The organism is Mariniradius saccharolyticus AK6, from assembly GCF_000330725.2.
Lineage (GTDB): Bacteria > Bacteroidota > Bacteroidia > Cytophagales > Cyclobacteriaceae > Mariniradius > Mariniradius saccharolyticus.
Map to the genome: position 1 here is coordinate 18,916 of NZ_AMZY02000021.1, position 16,498 is coordinate 35,413.

Genomic DNA, 16,498 nt, shown 5'->3' on the forward strand with positions numbered 1-16,498 from the left:
AGGCCTCGATACTAGTAAGCTACGCGCAATCATTGTCAATTACAGAAGCAAAATCCGCTGAAAAATCCTACTTCAAGTAGGGAATTTGCAATCCAAGGAGATCAAAAAAATCAGAATCCAAGGGTAAAATCCAAGGTAAGCCGCTCGTCAACCTTAATCATACCACCCATTTTTTGGGGAGCCTCCAGTTCCAGCTGGTTAAAACCCAGAACAAGATTGGCATGGAGGCCTTCCGGTACCCGTTTCAAAACTAGGGAAGGAAAATCAATCTTTTTACCAACCAAAGTCACTGAAAGGTCACAGGTATAATATCCGTAATTAGACCTGATGTTACTTACTTTCACCTTTGCGGTCGGGAATTTGTCTGATTTAATCGTATTTCGAAAATCCCTATTCAGTAAAAAATTACCACAGGAAAAATCCCTCACGGGGATGTCAAATACCATTTCCCTTGCTGTTCCTTCAACATCAATAAAAAGCGTATCCTTCAAGCCGTCTTTTGAATAATCACAACTAAATCCGCCGATAGAGGTCCGACCACTTACTGTGATCTTTTTCTTGGTAACGATGACCTCTCTCTCTTTTATTTCGGGATTCAGAAGAATCAAAATCAGGACTAGAAGGATACGCATGGTTGGGGTTCAGATTAGAAACCTATTACGCCTTCGATCATCAGACCATTGAATCGGCCTTCGCGGAAGATGCTGGTGCTGGCGTAGTCATTATAATTTTGACTCACATACTCCAATTTGGCAAGGACGTTCTTGGTGACAAACCAACCGCCGCCTACTTGGATTCTATCCACACTGACTTCCAATCCTGAGCCAGCCAAAGGACCGCTCACTTGATTGTAGCGACCTGCTATATAGAACTTGTCATAGGTGCCAAATCTGTATACCAAGTCACCGCCGATGTTTTTCCAAGTCCTGTCTACAGTCTCGTTGGCTGCACGGCCTGTGGATTGCTCAAAGTTACCGAAAAGTTCCAAGCCACCGAATTTCACGAAGGGGTTGATCACCCAAGCAGTAATGTTGTTGGTTTGGCCAGGGTTGATACGACCGGAGGTGAAATTGGCAGCTGTAGTAGCCAAAGTGTTTTCCATCACCAAATAGTACCTGGAACCTGCGCGGTCACCACCCCAAAGGGTATTTCTTGCAGAGCCTTTTGTAGTGTAGATAGAGCCAGTCAATCTCACTCTCAGGGCATCGCTCAATTGCTTGTCATAACCCAATTTACCGATGAAGTTTGGCTTACGGGCACTTGGGTTGGTTACACCACCTTGGATTTCACCACCTGTCACACCGACCAATGCAATGAAACCATTGCTCTGGAAGAACAAGTCACCACCGACCTCTGTGGTAAAGGCATCCATGATGTAGTTGCCAATAAATGGATTCCACATCGCGTTACCGTTGTCTGATCTTCTGAAGTGCGCATCACCGTAGTTGATCTCCATGTGACCTACGCGAAGGGTAAGGTATTTGTCAAACCAATCTGTATTGCCGAGATTCAAGAATCCCAATTTATCTACTTGGATGTAACCACCTTTCACCCAAGCTTCTGGATGGTGTCTGGATGAAAGATAGGAGATCAAATTCAATCTCAAACCATCAGCCAAAGCCACGTCGATGTTCAAGTTAGCAGTAGCTAGGTTTGTACCGCTTCCGATGTCAATCAATTGGTTGAGGTTCACCCCATTTTGGTTGTTTACGACATCAGATTTGTTTTCGTGGCTGAGATTCTGCCATTGTTGGGTAAAGTGACCACCGATCCGGACTTTCATGCCCTCAAATTCGACCGTATCAGCTTTACCGGTTTCAAAAATATTGATACCTCTCTTGTCATAGGGTCTCCAGAATTGCATATCTCTCTGAAGGCCTTGCGCCATTGCGGAAAATCCCATCACCGCGAGCACTACCGTAGCAATCAATTGCTTTTTCATAATTGTAAAATTTAGTTTGTAGGTTGGAATGTTGTTTTGAATGAAATCGTTACTTCGTCTCTAGTTTTGACTGTCCCCATCAAAGCCGTAGGGGGAGTAATGCTGAACTCCGTAAGCTTGGTGGCTAAACTGCCCTCAAAGGTCAGCTTATTGCCACTTTGGCTCATTTTCACGGGTATCGTTACCGGCTTTGTCACCCCTGCGATCGTCAAGTCACCCTTTGCTGTGTAGGATGCGCCACTTCCGGTCAATTCCCGAAGCGCAAAGCGGATATCCTTGTTCTTGCTGGTGTTGAGTGCTTTGTAGGCGTTGCTGTCCAAGCCACGGGTGCCACTCTTAAGCGTCTCGGCCTCTAAGCTGACGCTGAGGCTTTTGGCTCCTTTAAATTGTGTACCCTCCATGTTGAACATGCCTTCACCTTTGGCTGTGTTGGAAACCATCTCCCAATCGTGAAGGGATGAACCTCCATTTATCTTAAAGGTGGGAGAAGCGGCAAGGGTGAACTTCGTTTGGGCTGAAAGGATCGAGGTGGAAATGCCTAGGGTCAGCGCCACTAGAAAAATCCGGATAGTTGTAAGTTTATTCATAATTCTGAAGTTTTGATGGTACTAAATTCTAGATCAATCGTTACAAAAAACCTGACGAAAATCAGCTTAAGTCATGATTCTAAACACAACTAAAAAAACGTACCGAAATCAAAACAAAACTTTGGGGTTCCAACTACTCAATAGAATAAAATTTGGAAGAATACCTAAATAAGGGAATTAAAATTTTACATCAGTTTTCAAGCATTCTCATTTCCAAACAAAATAAAAGCCCCCTGTGCGGAGGCTTTTGTGATGGGATGTTCTTTCGAGCTTATTTTTTAGGAAAAAAGCTTCTCCAAAATCTTGTAGGTAATCAGATAAGTGGGCCGCACACCGTCCAAGCCCAAGGCGCCAGAGGCCAATGTACTGCCAGTTTCCAAGGGATTGTCCGAGGCATAGTAGGCATATAGGACTTTTACATTTTTGCGGATACTGTTTCGGATACGGCTTTCCGATTGGATCGCCTTCTGGTAATGCGCTCCTTCCATCTCGAGGCCGATGGCTTTCCATGAAGAATTCATCAGATAGCTCAACACGTCCTTGTTTTGGAGGGAAGTACCGAGTACCGTAAACATCGTGCCTTCAAAGACTCCCAAGCCATATCCTTCAAAATCCTGCTTCTTGAGCTCATTGCGGAACGGATAATTGTCCGCCGTCCCCTCAAACACATGGCTTGTGGGGATCATGATATCGCCTTTCTTCCCTGTGAGAATTCCCGCCTTGCCCATGATAGAGGCCGAATACACGTTTAATGGATAGGATTTGCCATCTTCCGTGTCGTAAGGTTTCAGCAATTCGTCAAAGCATTCATATGCCTGCTCACCAAAAGCATAGTCCATAACCAACAGTACGGGTTCTTTCCCAGCCTCGGCCTTCAGCGAGATTCCCGGCAGGATGGTTTTCTTATCCATCAAAGCCGTGTCCAGCAACTGCACATTGATATTGGTGCCCGAAACATCGTTGATCTCGATAAAGCCATGCTTTCTGGCGTAGCTGAGGATATCCTTTCCTTTGTGGTTTTTGGCACCAATGCTGATCTGCATGGCTGCTGCTTCGATTTCCTCAAAGGAACCCAACTTCAAAGCCTGATGCCCATAGACCGTGTTGAGCACGGAATGGAGATTGGCGGAAATGATATGGATGGGTCTCTCGATCAAACCCTTTTCAAAAAGCACCTTTTTGATATTGTTGGCCCAAAGCTCTCCATATACATGGTGTCCCACTCGTTGGCGCAGTGTCGAAGAAAAGGAAATCTCGCGGTCTTTTCCCTCAAAAAACTCATCCATCGCCAGTTTGCCCAAATGGTACACGATGGTAAACAGGCTGCTCGTATGGGGTGAGGACTCAAACTTGCCGACTGCCTCGTGCGTCTCATCAAAGGTCCGCCCGATCACATGGCTGAGGTACGAACAGGCCACTTCCTTGTCAAAAGCCTCCCCATTTTCCTCCTTTTCTACAATCTTTTCGAGCATCTGCCAGTTGAGGTCCAAGCGCCCCTTGATATCGGTGCTGTTGGTTTTGATTTTTTCTGACTCTATAAATAAAAAAGTCAAATGGGTCAGGATATCATAAATGTCAGAGCGACCGCGGGTCATCTCCACGTACATCTGATCGGCATCCACTCGGTAGCAGTTGCGCTTCCGCTTGGGAGGGACGATGGCAGGAAAAGTGGAATTCTCATAGCCTTCCCTGCTGATGAGTCGGATGTAGCGACACTCCTCGATTCCCTTGGGTAGGCGCTCCATGACATACAATAAGCCATCCAACTCGATCTTTTCATCCTCAGCCAATAGGCCATAAATCTCCGGACTCAATACCAAAAGTGAATCCACCAAGGACTCTCCGGAAACACCCATCGGTTTGTAGGACCCCCTCATAAAGAGGTGCCTCATGGTGATGTAGAGTTTCTCAATGGCCGCCCGGGATTCTTGTGCACGTGTTCTTTGCATCGCTCAAATAGTTTTTTTGTGGGGTAAAATTCTACAAAATTACACAATTCTGCCCCAAATCCCAGATGAAGGAATTGTAAAGGCTCCGATCAAGCAATCAGCGATAGGTATCTCTCCTGTAAAATCCTCAAGTGATGGTGCGCATGCCCGGGAATCATCGTTAGGATCGCCCTGAGGCTGACGGGATTACCATTGGCGTTTCCCATTTGGGTGTAGAGTTTTGGATCCAAGGACCTGACCATGGAGGTGATGGCATTTCTGGACAATTCAAAATCCCTGACCAATTGCCCCAAGGGCAAATCGTTGAACGCAGCAGCTGCCAAGTATTCGTCCTGATCGAATCCCGGCAGCGGCCCTTTTTCACCTCGGGCAATGCACAGAGCACGATAGGCGAATATCCTGTCAGTGTCGATCATATGGCCTAAAACTTCCTTTCCGGTCCATTTTCCAGGGGCATATGCAAGCATACTTTTTTCCTCGCCCAATTGACCGAATATTTCTTTCACTTCCTCAATTTGGCTCAAGTAAAGCCCCATGATGTCTTTTTCTGCAACAGCAGCGATATATCCTTTGTAGAAAGCGACGTATTCGCCTTCTTGGGGTAAGATGAGTTCGTTCATGTAATTCCTGTTTTGCATTGATTTTGATGCAGGTAAATTTAGCGCATTCACCTAGCGTATAATCCCCGATGAAAAAAATATTCGTATTGCTGTTTGTTTGCACCTGCCTTTTGGCCCAGGCACAAACACAGATCGTCCATAGAAATGCCGCAATTGCTTCCATGGTCGAAGAGGTCTCTGCGGCCAACCTGGAAAAGCATGTCCGTGATCTGGCAGCATTCCGCACCCGCCACAGCCTAAGCGCAAATGCTTCCAAGGAAGGCATCTCCGCCTCCCAACAGTATGTTCTCAACCATTTCCAATCCCTGATACCTGCTTCAGGTGGAAGGCTTTCGGCGATGATCGACACTTTTACCGTACCTGCTGACGGCAGAAGGATTCCCACCGACGCACCCATGGGCAATGTCATGGCCACGCTCAAAGGCACTGACCCGCAGGATGACCGCGTCTTCATTATATCCGCCCATATCGACAGCCGGGCGCTCGATGTCATGAACAAGGAAATCGATGCCCCCGGCGCCAATGATGACGGTTCGGGAGTCGCGGCCATCATGGAACTCGTCCGCATCATGTCCAAAAAATCATTCCCGGCGACGATCATTTTTGTGGCCGTATCGGGAGAGGAACAAGGACTCAAGGGCGCGGCTTATTTGGCAGAAAAAGCCAAAAAAGAAAACTGGAACCTCGTTGCCATGCTCAACAACGACATGATCGGCAACAGCAACTCTTCCCAAACAAATATCAATGACAATACCCAAGTACGCATATTTTCGGAAGGTGTACCTGCCGCCGAAACCGAGCAGATGGCCGCTATCCGCCGCTATACCAACGGCGAAAACGACTCAAAATCCCGCCAACTGGCCCGCTACATGAAGGAAGTGGGGGAACGGTACGTGGACCAATTGGAAGTGAAACTGGTGTACCGAAACGATCGCTTTCTGAGAGGCGGCGACCATACCCCTTTTGCGCAGCAGGGCTTCACGGCCATCCGGGTCTGCGAGATGAATGAAAACTACTACCACCAACACGAAAACGTCCGCCTCGAAAACGGCATCCAATACGGAGACCTTCCGGAATTTGTCGACTATGAGTACATGCGCAAAATCACCGCAATGAACCTCGCTTCATTGGCCTCTTTGGCCTCGGCACCCTCCGAACCCACCAATGTCGGTATTGACGTGCGCAAGCTGAGCAATACCTCCTCCCTGCGCTGGGAAGCCCCTGCCAAAGGCAAGGCCAAAGGCTACTATGTCCTCATGCGTGAGACGGATGCTTCACAATGGCAGAAAAAATTCTATACCGAAGAGACAACCCTGACCCTCCCCTATTCAAAGGACAACTTCTTTTTTGCAGTGCAGGCAGTAGGCGAAAACGGCTTCGAAAGCTTGGCGGTGTTCCCGCAGCCGATTACGAGGTAAGGTATCTTGCAAACCTTCGCCTCAACTTTCCGGAATTGAAGCTTTGCCGGCAGACGCAGCATTGCTACCCGGACAAGTCGAAATACGCCCACAAACCTTCTTGAAAAAGTGATAGGAATTCTTGGTTTTTGATTAAAAGTCGGGGAATGGTCGGGTGACGGTCGGGACACTATCGGGACATCGTCGGGACACGGTCGGGCGGAAGTAGGCCAAAAGTGGGCGATTGGACGGGAAAAATTGAATTATTTCATTGAAAATTGAATATTTCCGGTGCTTTCGATTATTCGTTTTTTGGTGGTAATGTGTATGATGGAACCGTGGTTCGATAACTTTTTTCGTATACTTTGACGGTAGGGTCTTGTTTCTTTTTTATTGAATCAGGTGTCTTGAGAAAATGGAAAAGTGCACAATTGGCGTACCAAGCTTTTACTATTTGTATACATTGATTTCCGGATTTCCCGATGGAGCCGATCCGACAGAGAGCTAGAAAACGCGGCAATTGTTATCTTGGTCAAAGCCTGAATCCTAGAAGTTAGCCGATTCAGGTATTGGCTACACTTCCATTGACTGCATACCTGCTTTCCAAATCACGGCCGTAGACGCGTACGCCGAAATCAAATCCCGCCCAAATTGGCCCAAGGCCTTAAATATCCTATCCACTGTGATCTCCTCCCCACCAAACGGTTCTCGCAGGACATGGTTCACATAACAGCAGGCGTCCCAAGTGTAGGCCTGCATCCGTAAGCGGATTTTCGACAGATAGGGAGAACCTCCCCCAAAAAAAGACCGGACAAGCCGATTCAAATGGCTTGGCTTTAATCGAACCTTGCATTGCCGATTCTGCCAAGACAAACAGAAAAATGGGCAGAACCGCACCAAAAAGGAAGCAATGATTTTTTGTCTCTTTATTCCAATAAATGCTTTCCAAATATTCTGCTCATCAGAGGTCAAAGTTTTCAAATAAAAATCGGTTTGGCTACAGGTGAAGGATCTGGGGTAGCCGCAGATCTTACCGCGGCATGAAGAAATGTTTGCTGTATCAAGGCTTTGCTTCCAAATGAGAAGACGAATGGAAGCAAAACGCAGGAACATTCTGCATATGCCTTGCTCCTAGCCTTGGAAGAGAAAAATCCTATAGTAATTCATTTCACCTCCTTGTAACCATTCTCCTATGGCGCTGAATGCTACTCCGAAAGTAACATAAGCATCGCAATGCCCCAAAAAATAATACCTCAAACCCTTGTAAATCAATCAATAAAATCCCTAACTTTTATCGCTATTTCTCAAATGAAAAACACTATCCAAGGATTGGGAATACTCGCGCTTGTTTTTTCCCTCTTCTTTTTGTCTTTGGATTACAAGGGTTCGATAGAAACCCAGAGGTATTCGTTTGACGTTTTTGGAGAACAATCGGAATCCAAACCCCAAATTTCAGACGGGCATAGTCACTTGGCCAAGGAAGGATTGGCCGGTAGAAGGTACACTGAAACCGAGGTCACAGATCAGGAAAAGATCCCCACCAATTCGGGTAGTGCCCCTCTGATTAGCTCCCAACTAAGATTACTGAAGTACAGTTTCCAGACAGGACTCAGTGCCGAAGGATTCTTCGTCCAAAAAGACATCACTATTTTTTACCGTAATTTGAGGATTTAGGATTGGTGAATTGAGTAGACCATGTAGCATGGTCAAGCCTAATTTTCAAAAACCAAATCCTAAAAAAATGAATCCAATATCCTATATGAATATGGATGAATTTGGCATGTCCAAGTTCTCCAAAAAAGAAGTACTGTCCGACGGTACCCAAAAAGAAGAAAGAAGATATCAGCTACTTCGCGCGGTGCTTTTACACTTCGTAGAGCACCAGACGGTCAAGGTCCGTATCCTGAAAGAAAATGATGAAACCTTTCAAATCGAATGTGCAGTCATCTGCGTTACGGATGAACACCTGATGCTGAAGTCGGGCCTTGTGGTGCCGATTGCTGCGATCCTTTCGATAGAACTGTTGTGATCAAATCCAGCGCCGATTCGGGCATTTCTCCGAATCGGCGTTTTTTTTTGAATGGCATCAACTCCCCTTTTTGAATCTGCAATCTGAATCTGGGGATCTAAAATTCCGATCTTCGCCGAGCATCCTCTCCTTTTCCTCTGATTTTATCTAGGTCGAAAAAGCACCCATTTAACCCCCTACCGATAGGCTTCCTTCACCAGAAAAACCCACCGATTTGAAATGTGTCTCTATCTAAGCAAAAGGCAAATGGAATTTCCCTAGCTTTATACTAAGGGCGTACCCACCTTGGGCCTGCAATTCCGGATGCGGCGAATTAACCCGGCATGGGCCCAGAAAATGTGTTGCGGGTAATTTAGAAAGACAGACTAACTCCAAGACCATGATCACGATAGACAACTATTTGGATAGCCACTACATTCACCGAAGCAACTGGCTGAGGGCTGCTGTATTGGGGGCAAATGACGGCATCATTTCCATTTCAAGTCTTGCCATCGGCGTGGCTACGGCAAGCACGACGAGAGACCCCATCCTGTTGGCAACCGTGGCAGGACTTGTAGCGGGAGCACTTTCCATGGCTGCGGGCGAGTACGTGTCCGTGAGTTCCCAAACCGACATCGAAAAATCCGATATCGAACGGGAAAAAAAGGAACTGAAAGAAACGCCCGAGGCAGAATTGAAGATCCTGGCCGAAATCTACGAGCGGCGGGGACTGAAAAAAGAAACCGCTTTACAGGTGGCAAAAGAACTCAGCGAATCGGACGCCTTGGGGACACATATTCGTGATGAGCTGGGGATTAACGAAATAAGTCAGGCAAACCCCATACAGGCAGCCTTGGCTTCCGGCGCAGCGTTTACCGTCGGGGGACTTTTGCCACTTTTGGTCACCATCTTCGCACCTGTGGCCAGCATGGAGTATTTCCTCTACGGTTTTACGATCCTATCTCTGATTTTCTTGGGAGCAGTCTCTGCCAAAACGGGCGGTTCAAGCATTGGTAAGGCGGTACTGAGAATCGTGATTTGGGGCACCATCGCGATGGGCCTGTCCGCACTTGTAGGATACATTTTTGGTGTAAACGTATAGCCTCTACCGCGACAAAACCCAGCTTTCTGTGCCACGCACAGGTAAGCATCATGATTATTGGATGGAATTAAAAAAAACATTCCAAGACCCCAATCCCATCGACCCGACAGGGACTTATTGCTTTGGGTAGGCCCCAATGCGGTACACTCAGCGTGTAAATTTTGGGAGTTTTGACCATTGATTGCCATTCATCCCAATCAAGATGGGGACAGTCGCAAAATCTTTTATATTTAATCAAAGCAAGAAAAACCCCCAATACTGATGAGACCCATTGTGCAGATCTCCCTTGATCTGACGAAAATCGATGAGGCGCTGGATACGGCCGCTTTGGCGCTTCGGGCCGGTGTGGATTGGCTGGAAGCCGGCACTCCCCTGATTTTGGCTGAAGGCCTGCATGGTGTGCGAAAGTTACGGGAAGCCTTTCCGGGCATCCCCATCGTCGCCGATCTCAAAACGATGGACGGCGGCTACCTGGAAGCGGAAATGATGGCCAAAGCCGGGGCGACCCATGTGGTGGTCATGGCCCGGGCCCATGCCGAGACGATCAAATGTGTGGTCAAGGCAGGACAAGACTTCGGCGTGAAAGTGATGGGCGACAACATGATCTGCCCCGACATGGTGGAAGGAGCCAAATTTTTGGAGGACCTGGGTTGCGATTATGTCATCCACCATATTGGCTACGATGAGCGCAGAGGAATTGCAGCGGCCGGCCACCGCATGCCGAGTCCATTGGACCAACTCCGGGAGGTTGTGGCCGCAGTCAAGGTACCCGTCCAGGCTGTCGGCGGACTTTCCCTCGAGCAGGCCATCCAATGCCCCCAATACGGTGCGCCCTTGGTGGTATTGGGCGCACCACTGACAATTGATGCAGATGCCTTTAAGACAGCCGATGGTGACCTCGAAACCTCCCTCAGGATGATTTGCGAAGCCATCCATGCACAGAAAACCATTTTTCCCCAAAAAGCCTAAACGATGTCAAGCATGAAGATTCCCGCAGTTGTCAACTACTCCGAGCAAAAATATTCTGTTGAAATCCGTGAAATCCCCATCCCTGATATCGGGGAGGAGGATATTCTTTTAGAAGTCGAAAACGTGGGGGTCTGCGGAAGCGACCTACACCAATGGACCTCCGACCACAGTTGGCAGGTAAACTATCCAGTCGTCTTGGGGCATGAATTTGGCGGAAAAATCGCTGCCCTCGGCGCCCGCGTGGCAGGCTGGAAAGTCGGTGACCGTGTCGTCTCCGAAACGGCCGCCGTGATTGACAGCAAAAATCCCATGGGCAAAGTGGGACTCTACAACTTGGACCCGACCCGCAAGGGTTTTGGCTACGGGGTCAATGGCGCAATGACCCGCTTTGTACGGGTGCCGGCGCGGTGCTTGCATGCCGTTCCGGAGAACCTCTCTTTCGAGGAAGCCTGCCTGACCGAACCCTGCTGTGTGGCCTTCAATGCCTTGGTCGGAAATTCCCACATCAAACCGGGAGATCGGGTCGTCGTCATCGGCCCGGGAACCATCGGGACTCTTTGCGCAGCGATAGCACGACTTTGCGGAGCAGAAGTGGCAGTTTTGGGCTTGGACGTAGATAAAAACCGCCTGGAAATTGCCAAAAACGCCTACGGATGTGATACCCTGATTGGAGAAGATGCAGCCGAGGCCTGGGCCAAAAAGCGGGATGGATTGGGTGCGGATGTGGTAGTGGATGCGGCAGGACATAGCATCGCCCTCAAGGTGGCCATGAAGCTCGTCCGCCCCAACGGACAAATCACCAAAGTGGGTTGGGGACCAGAGCCATTGGATTTTTCCATTGATCCCATCGTGCAAAAAAACGTGCGGCTTCAGGGCACCTTTAGCCACAATTGGCCCATTTGGGAGCGGGTGATTGCGCTGCTGTCGAGTGGTGCCTTGAATGTCCGGCCAATCATCGGCGGCGTTTGGCCCATCACCGAATGGCATCATGCTTTTGAAAAAATGCACTCGGGACAAATTGTAAAAGCAGTATTAAAACCTGTATAGCATGCGACTTCAAAACAAGGTCATCATCGTCACCGGAAGCACAACGGGAATCGGCAAGGCCATCGCCAAGCGCTGTGCCGCCGAAGGCGCAAAACTTGTCCTGCACGGACTGGAAGGTTTCTTGGGTGAGGAAGTATTGGAGGAAATAGGAGCGGAAAAAGCAGTTTTTCACCAAGAGGATATTTCCGCCGAAGGATGCCCGGAGCGATTGGTGCAATTGGCCGTAGACAGCTTCGGAAAGCTCGATGCAGTCGTCAACAATGCCGCCTGGGTGGTCCAATCCAACATCCACAACACCGACCGGGCCTTTCTCCAAAAAGTCCTCGATATCAACGCGGTCGCCCCCTTTCTGCTTATCCAGGCAGCCTTACCCCAACTCTCGAAAAACCTTGGCTGTGTTCTGAACATCGGCTCGGTCAATGCCTGGAGCGGGGAACCCAACCTACTTGCCTACTCCATTTCCAAAGGCGCCTTGATGACGCTGACGCGCAACCTGGGGGATTCCTTGATCCGCGATCACGGCGTCCGCGTCAATCAAATCAACCCCGGATGGGTACTGACCGAGCGGGAAAAGGAAAGGAAAAAAAGCCATGGACTTTCCGATACCTGGTACGAAGACCTTCCCAAAATGTATGCCCCCGCGGGACGGATCCTTTGGCCGGAGGAGATTGCTGCAGCCTGCGTCTACTGGCTTTCCGATGAAGCAGGACCGATATCGGGCCAAGTCGTAGACCTCGAACAATACCCCATGATCGGGCGAAATGCCCCCAAAGACACCTCAACCATACACTGATCGATGCCAAAAATCGCCGCATTTCCAAAGGCCTTTATGCAGCAGCTTTGCAAGGACGGAAGCATGAAAATTGCCGACTGGGTCAAGCTTGCAGCCCCGCTTCGGATTGACGGGCTGGAATGGTATGCGGGATTTCTCGAAATGGCAGATGAAAAAAACTGGCCCAAGTTCCGCCGCATGGTGGAAAACGAAGGCATGGTTATCCCCATGATGTGTTGCTCGCCCGACTTTACCCATCGGGACAAGGCCTTTCGGCAAAATGAAATCGAAAAGCAAAAGCGCTGGATCGAAATGACCGACGAACTCGGCGGAAAATATTGCAGGGTGCTTTCCGGTCAGTACCGCCCCGAACTTTCGGTAGCGGAAGGCATCCAACTTGCCAAAGAATGCATCGAAAACTGCCTGCCCTACGCGCAAAGCCTTGGCATCACCCTGGTCATCGAAAACCATTACAAAGACGACTTCTGGGAATACCCCGAATTTGCGCAGAAGCGCGCCATCTTCACCAAGCTGGTCAATTCCATCCACCACCCGCACTTTGGGGTGAACTTTGACCCGAGCAATGCCTTCCTGGCAGGGGAAGATCCCCTGGACCTGCTATATGACATTTCGGAACGTGTCCTGACCATGCATGCCAGCGACCGTTTTCTAAAATACGGAACGATCGAAGACCTGCGCAAAGAAGAAGGCGGCGCGGTCGGCTATGCCAAGCGACTGAGTCATGGCGAAATCGGAAAGGGCATGAATGACTACGACGCCATTTTCTCGGAACTCAGACGCGTCGGATTCGACAGCTGGATCAGCATCGAAGACGGCGCCGATGGCATGGATCAACTGGAGCGCAGTGTGGCGTTTTTGAAAAAGAAAATCGCGCAGTACTGGAAAAAATAGCCGATAGTTGATAGACCATGGTCCATAGCAATCGATCAAGCCAAAGTCATATCTAGAAATCCCTTGATTCCCATACTTCCATGGTCTATGGACTATGGACTAAACCCTCCTCCCCATGCAAGCTCTGACCATCACCTCTCTTCCCTCCCAATGCTTCCTTGGCGAAGGGCCGCTGTGGATCGCGAAACTCGGCTGTTTCTTCTGGGTGGACATCGAAAAAGGCAAGCTCCACCGCTATCATTTAGGCAGCGAACAACTCGAAACCCGGTACTTTCCACACCGCTTGGCAGTGGTTTTGGAAGCGGAAAACGGCAAATTGATCTTGGGTCTGGACCGAAAACTGGTTCGCTACGATTGGGAAACGGAGCAAATCGAAGTACTCTGTGGAGTCGAAGAACACTTGCCGCTGAATCGATTCAATGACGGTAAAGTCGATCCCCAAGGCCGCATTTGGATCGGCACGCTGAGCACCCGGTTTACGGAGGGTTCAGGCGCGCTGTACCGCATCGGCGCTGATTTCCAGCCACAGGTTCAGCTGGGAAACCTCACCATCTCCAACGGCATGGCCTGGACCGCAGATGGACGCACTTTTTATTTCATCGACACACCGACCAAAAAGATCCAGGAATTCAGTTTTGACCCCGCCTCAGGTGCGATCGGGTTTCGGCGTATTGCGGTGGAGATTCCGGAGGGATTGGGCTTCCCGGACGGCATGTGCATCGACAGGGAGGGCATGCTTTGGGTGGCGCATTATGCAGGCGCGGGCGTATACCGCTGGAATCCCAAGACAGGTGCCCTATTGGACAAAATCGAATTGCCCGTGCCCCATGTGACTTCCTGCTGCTTCGGCGGGGACGATTTGGACCTGATGCTGATTACCAGCGCGCAAGAAAACCTTTCTCCCGCTGACATCGAAAAGTATCCGCAGAGTGGCGACGTATTTTTGGTGAAGATGGCGGTCGGCGGTTTTGAGTCCCACCGCGCAGGTTTTTGAGGGTTTGGAAGCCCACCTGGGAGAGATGCAATTTGAATGATCAACAAAATACTTTAGCGGAATATAGTTTGGGATCGGGGGAATTACAAATTCATGGTGAAAGAATGGCTTGGTACCTAAACCTAGCGCCTACACCAAATATCACCCAGGTGGAGGACTTTAATGCTTCACAGTTCTTCAATTCTTTGTTTCACCTCTGTAATTGTAACCCCACTTTTGTCCATCAACTCGAACGCATGGACTAGGCTATTTAAAGACGCCATTTCCCAAATGACAGATTCACTTAATGTAAGATCCAGGTTGTCTACATAGGAAATCAGATCATTGACGGTAAATTCCTCCTTGCCCAAAAGGGAGGACACAATATGAAAATAATCGTCTGTATCATTCAAATTTTGAATAGGAAATGACATTACAGCGTCAACAATCATCTCAATAATTGAAATTTTATTTGACCGTTCACTGCTTTCGATCTTATCCAATAAACTATCTACCTTCATAACAACTTATTAAGGCAAAAATCAACAAAACTGACATCAACTATATGTCTTTCGGTGAATTATACTGGTATTTAATATCCCCCCCTAGGTGTAGAATAAACTTTCGGTGGTGGGCTGGGTGTAGTTTGCAACTACACCCTTTTATCAAGACCAATTTGCAATTGGAATAGCTATTTAATGTACTGTAGCGGAATATAGTTTGGGATCAGGTGAATTACAAATTCATCATCATAGAAAAACGTAGTTGCAAACTACGCTTAGCGGGGCGTATACCGCTGGAATCCCAAGACAGGTGCCCTATTGGACAAAATCGAATTGCCCGTGCCCCATGTGACTTCCTGCTGCTTCGGTGGGGATGATTTGGACCTGATGCTGATTACCAGTGCGCAAGAAAACCTTTCTCCCGCTGACATCGAAAAGTATCCGCAGAGTGGCGACGTATTTTTGGTGAAGATGGCGGTCGGCGGTTTTGAGTCCCACCGCACAGGTTTTTGAGGGCTTGGAAGCGCGCCTAGTATAGATGCGATAGAATGATCAACAAAATACTTCAGCGGAATATGGTGTGGGATCGGGGGAATTACAAATTCATGGTGAAAGAATGGCTTGGTACCTAAACCTAGCGCCTACACCAAATATCACCCAGGTGGAGTGGGGTTGTAGCCGGTCCAAGAATCCTGCCTCTATCAGCATTGAGCCATGCAGTCGCGTATCCGCCGGGAGTCAGGTTGTGTTCACCCGCACCCTGTCTGGATTCGTCGAGGTTGGCGAAGTACTTTTTCTCTTCCTCCGCATTCTCCGGCTCCATCGTGGCAAGGCGGAAAACACCGCCTGATGTCGTCTCAGGGCCTTTGAGGACTTGGCGCACGTTGCCGAGGTGGTCCTTTACGAAAAACTCATATTTGAAGGTTCCGGATTCCTGCGTTACCCTTCCCTCTTCGTGGACGAGGTGGGTGAAATAACTTATTACTCGTAACCTCATTCATATTACACCAAGGTGGGGGACTCAATAAATGTCGACTTCTCCTTTGAAAAAAGCTCCTAGTTACATTTAAGTCTTGGTGGGCTAAATTTTCCAACTGGCATTTTCGATTTTTTCATTTTGAATATATCCAAATCATTTTTGCAAAAAAAATAGTAGAATACATCCTGATAACCTGTAGTAACTCTTCCAGGTATATATACATTAACTATCATAGTATCCAGTACACTATATTTTTCTAGGAGTTTGATAATTTCATTTGGGTACGAATCTGATGGTTCGTCTCCATACCAATAAAAAAGTCTGTGGTCTTTCTCTATGTATGAAGTGGGTATTGCTTTGTAGCTGTAGGTTACACTATCTGCCGTTATCACAACAAGCTTATCCAAGGTTGGATAAATACTTATTATCAAAACTTCCTCATCATATTCTTTTTCCGTAACGAAAAAGACATTTTCAGCTAACTTCAAATCACGAGCGATCAAATCACTTATTGCCAAATTTATGGGTTCTCTCTTGCCAATCTGGATAAACTCTTTTTTTGGGGGAATCCAAAAAAAACAAAAAAGAAGAAAAAGGGTCGGACTTATACTTTTCATTAATACGGGAAAGGTTTAGGTTTTGTGATTATTAAAAACTTAAGTGTAGGATTTGCTTGCAGTTGGCGCTCTTTGTATCCCAAATCCCTACTCTCAATCATCTCCGGCCTGAATAGTTCAA

Annotated in this window: 18 protein-coding genes and 1 pseudogene; 10 read left to right on the forward strand and 9 right to left on the reverse strand. The window is 48.2% G+C overall.

The window, feature by feature from the left end; all coding sequences use genetic code 11:
• Window positions 1-110 precede the first annotated feature (110 nt).
• The 5 genes from C943_RS19730 to C943_RS19750 form a co-directional block, all read right to left on the reverse strand.
• Window positions 111-632, reverse strand: coding sequence for a hypothetical protein (locus tag C943_RS19730; protein ID WP_008631478.1), 522 nt, complete (start codon window positions 630-632; stop codon window positions 111-113).
• 14 nt (window positions 633-646) lie between these two features.
• The gene (locus C943_RS19735) at window positions 647-1,942 is read right to left on the reverse strand and encodes a hypothetical protein (RefSeq protein ID WP_008631479.1); all 1,296 of its coding nucleotides are present in this window, start codon (window positions 1,940-1,942) and stop codon (window positions 647-649) included.
• Between the two features lie 11 nt (window positions 1,943-1,953).
• Window positions 1,954-2,529 carry a YceI family protein gene (locus tag C943_RS19740; protein WP_008631480.1) on the reverse strand — a complete coding sequence of 192 codons (576 nt, stop codon included), beginning with the start codon at window positions 2,527-2,529 and terminating at the stop codon, window positions 1,954-1,956.
• A 278-nt stretch (window positions 2,530-2,807) separates the two neighbouring features.
• Window positions 2,808-4,478 (reverse strand): DUF6909 family protein, encoded by a 1,671-nt coding sequence (locus C943_RS19745; RefSeq protein ID WP_008631481.1) that lies wholly within the window; start codon window positions 4,476-4,478, stop codon window positions 2,808-2,810.
• Between the two features lie 89 nt (window positions 4,479-4,567).
• On the reverse strand, window positions 4,568-5,098 hold the full coding sequence (locus C943_RS19750; protein WP_008631482.1) for a DinB family protein: 531 nt from the start codon (window positions 5,096-5,098) through the stop codon (window positions 4,568-4,570).
• A gap of 68 nt (window positions 5,099-5,166) precedes the next feature.
• Here C943_RS19750 and C943_RS19755 point away from each other — a divergent pair, with 68 nt between their 5' ends.
• Complete coding sequence (locus C943_RS19755; protein WP_008631483.1) at window positions 5,167-6,516, forward strand: M28 family metallopeptidase; 1,350 nt, start codon at window positions 5,167-5,169, stop codon at window positions 6,514-6,516.
• A gap of 552 nt (window positions 6,517-7,068) precedes the next feature.
• Here the strand turns inward: C943_RS19755 and C943_RS22135 are convergent.
• Window positions 7,069-7,254: a hypothetical protein gene (locus tag C943_RS22135; protein ID WP_008631484.1), complete on the reverse strand. Its 186-nt coding sequence runs from the start codon at window positions 7,252-7,254 to the stop codon at window positions 7,069-7,071.
• Window positions 7,255-7,803: 549 nt separating this feature from the next.
• Between C943_RS22135 and C943_RS19765 the strand changes: the two genes are divergently transcribed.
• From C943_RS19765 to C943_RS19800, 8 genes are all read left to right on the forward strand, one after another.
• Window positions 7,804-8,169 carry a hypothetical protein gene (locus C943_RS19765; RefSeq protein ID WP_008631486.1) on the forward strand — a complete coding sequence of 122 codons (366 nt, stop codon included), beginning with the start codon at window positions 7,804-7,806 and terminating at the stop codon, window positions 8,167-8,169.
• Between the two features lie 67 nt (window positions 8,170-8,236).
• Window positions 8,237-8,524 (forward strand): hypothetical protein, encoded by a 288-nt coding sequence (locus tag C943_RS19770; RefSeq protein WP_008631487.1) that lies wholly within the window; start codon window positions 8,237-8,239, stop codon window positions 8,522-8,524.
• A 379-nt stretch (window positions 8,525-8,903) separates the two neighbouring features.
• On the forward strand, window positions 8,904-9,605 hold the full coding sequence (locus C943_RS19775) for a VIT1/CCC1 transporter family protein (RefSeq protein WP_008631488.1): 702 nt from the start codon (window positions 8,904-8,906) through the stop codon (window positions 9,603-9,605).
• Between the two features lie 261 nt (window positions 9,606-9,866).
• Window positions 9,867-10,574 carry an orotidine 5'-phosphate decarboxylase / HUMPS family protein gene (locus tag C943_RS19780; RefSeq protein WP_008631497.1) on the forward strand — a complete coding sequence of 236 codons (708 nt, stop codon included), beginning with the start codon at window positions 9,867-9,869 and terminating at the stop codon, window positions 10,572-10,574.
• A 12-nt stretch (window positions 10,575-10,586) separates the two neighbouring features.
• Entirely contained in the window at window positions 10,587-11,621 is a 1,035-nt protein-coding gene (locus C943_RS19785; RefSeq protein ID WP_040481490.1) for a zinc-binding dehydrogenase, read from the forward strand.
• 1 nt (window position 11,622) lies between these two features.
• On the forward strand, window positions 11,623-12,414 hold the full coding sequence (locus C943_RS19790; RefSeq protein WP_008631506.1) for an SDR family NAD(P)-dependent oxidoreductase: 792 nt from the start codon (window positions 11,623-11,625) through the stop codon (window positions 12,412-12,414).
• Between the two features lie 3 nt (window positions 12,415-12,417).
• Window positions 12,418-13,305, forward strand: a complete 888-nt coding sequence (locus C943_RS19795) for a sugar phosphate isomerase/epimerase family protein (RefSeq protein WP_008631508.1) — start codon at window positions 12,418-12,420, stop codon at window positions 13,303-13,305.
• 115 nt (window positions 13,306-13,420) lie between these two features.
• The gene (locus tag C943_RS19800; RefSeq protein WP_008631510.1) at window positions 13,421-14,299 is read left to right on the forward strand and encodes an SMP-30/gluconolactonase/LRE family protein; all 879 of its coding nucleotides are present in this window, start codon (window positions 13,421-13,423) and stop codon (window positions 14,297-14,299) included.
• Window positions 14,300-14,466: 167 nt separating this feature from the next.
• Here C943_RS19800 and C943_RS19805 read toward each other — a convergent pair whose 3' ends face one another.
• Window positions 14,467-14,799: a hypothetical protein gene (locus C943_RS19805; RefSeq protein WP_008631513.1), complete on the reverse strand. Its 333-nt coding sequence runs from the start codon at window positions 14,797-14,799 to the stop codon at window positions 14,467-14,469.
• A gap of 276 nt (window positions 14,800-15,075) precedes the next feature.
• On the opposite strand from C943_RS19805, the pseudogene C943_RS19810 reads away from it, so the two are divergent.
• Window positions 15,076-15,294 (forward strand): annotated as a pseudogene (locus C943_RS19810) (SMP-30/gluconolactonase/LRE family protein); the annotation flags it as partial.
• 121 nt (window positions 15,295-15,415) lie between these two features.
• On the opposite strand, the gene C943_RS19815 reads toward C943_RS19810, so the two are convergent.
• Together C943_RS19815 and C943_RS19820 are read right to left on the reverse strand one after the other, a co-directional pair.
• Complete coding sequence (locus C943_RS19815) at window positions 15,416-15,778, reverse strand: hypothetical protein (RefSeq protein ID WP_008631516.1); 363 nt, start codon at window positions 15,776-15,778, stop codon at window positions 15,416-15,418.
• Between the two features lie 59 nt (window positions 15,779-15,837).
• Window positions 15,838-16,377, reverse strand: a complete 540-nt coding sequence (locus tag C943_RS19820; protein ID WP_040481495.1) for a hypothetical protein — start codon at window positions 16,375-16,377, stop codon at window positions 15,838-15,840.
• Window positions 16,378-16,498 lie beyond the last annotated feature (121 nt).

Bases quoted from the DNA above. Each gene is read 5' to 3' on its own strand.
- C943_RS19730 (WP_008631478.1), bottom strand. From the start codon at position 632: ATGCGTATCCTTCTAGTCCTGATTTTGATTCTTCTGAATCCCGAAATA.
- C943_RS19735 (WP_008631479.1), bottom strand. From the start codon at position 1,942: ATGAAAAAGCAATTGATTGCTACGGTAGTGCTCGCGGTGATGGGATTT.
- C943_RS19740 (WP_008631480.1), bottom strand. From the start codon at position 2,529: ATGAATAAACTTACAACTATCCGGATTTTTCTAGTGGCGCTGACCCTA.
- C943_RS19745 (WP_008631481.1), bottom strand. From the start codon at position 4,478: ATGCAAAGAACACGTGCACAAGAATCCCGGGCGGCCATTGAGAAACTC.
- C943_RS19750 (WP_008631482.1), bottom strand. From the start codon at position 5,098: ATGAACGAACTCATCTTACCCCAAGAAGGCGAATACGTCGCTTTCTAC.
- C943_RS19755 (WP_008631483.1), top strand. From the start codon at position 5,167: ATGAAAAAAATATTCGTATTGCTGTTTGTTTGCACCTGCCTTTTGGCC.
- C943_RS22135 (WP_008631484.1), bottom strand. From the start codon at position 7,254: ATGCAGGCCTACACTTGGGACGCCTGCTGTTATGTGAACCATGTCCTG.
- C943_RS19765 (WP_008631486.1), top strand. From the start codon at position 7,804: ATGAAAAACACTATCCAAGGATTGGGAATACTCGCGCTTGTTTTTTCC.
- C943_RS19770 (WP_008631487.1), top strand. From the start codon at position 8,237: ATGAATCCAATATCCTATATGAATATGGATGAATTTGGCATGTCCAAG.
- C943_RS19775 (WP_008631488.1), top strand. From the start codon at position 8,904: ATGATCACGATAGACAACTATTTGGATAGCCACTACATTCACCGAAGC.
- C943_RS19780 (WP_008631497.1), top strand. From the start codon at position 9,867: ATGAGACCCATTGTGCAGATCTCCCTTGATCTGACGAAAATCGATGAG.
- C943_RS19785 (WP_040481490.1), top strand. From the start codon at position 10,587: ATGAAGATTCCCGCAGTTGTCAACTACTCCGAGCAAAAATATTCTGTT.
- C943_RS19790 (WP_008631506.1), top strand. From the start codon at position 11,623: ATGCGACTTCAAAACAAGGTCATCATCGTCACCGGAAGCACAACGGGA.
- C943_RS19795 (WP_008631508.1), top strand. From the start codon at position 12,418: ATGCCAAAAATCGCCGCATTTCCAAAGGCCTTTATGCAGCAGCTTTGC.
- C943_RS19800 (WP_008631510.1), top strand. From the start codon at position 13,421: ATGCAAGCTCTGACCATCACCTCTCTTCCCTCCCAATGCTTCCTTGGC.
- C943_RS19805 (WP_008631513.1), bottom strand. From the start codon at position 14,799: ATGAAGGTAGATAGTTTATTGGATAAGATCGAAAGCAGTGAACGGTCA.
- C943_RS19815 (WP_008631516.1), bottom strand. From the start codon at position 15,778: ATGAGGTTACGAGTAATAAGTTATTTCACCCACCTCGTCCACGAAGAG.
- C943_RS19820 (WP_040481495.1), bottom strand. From the start codon at position 16,377: ATGAAAAGTATAAGTCCGACCCTTTTTCTTCTTTTTTGTTTTTTTTGG.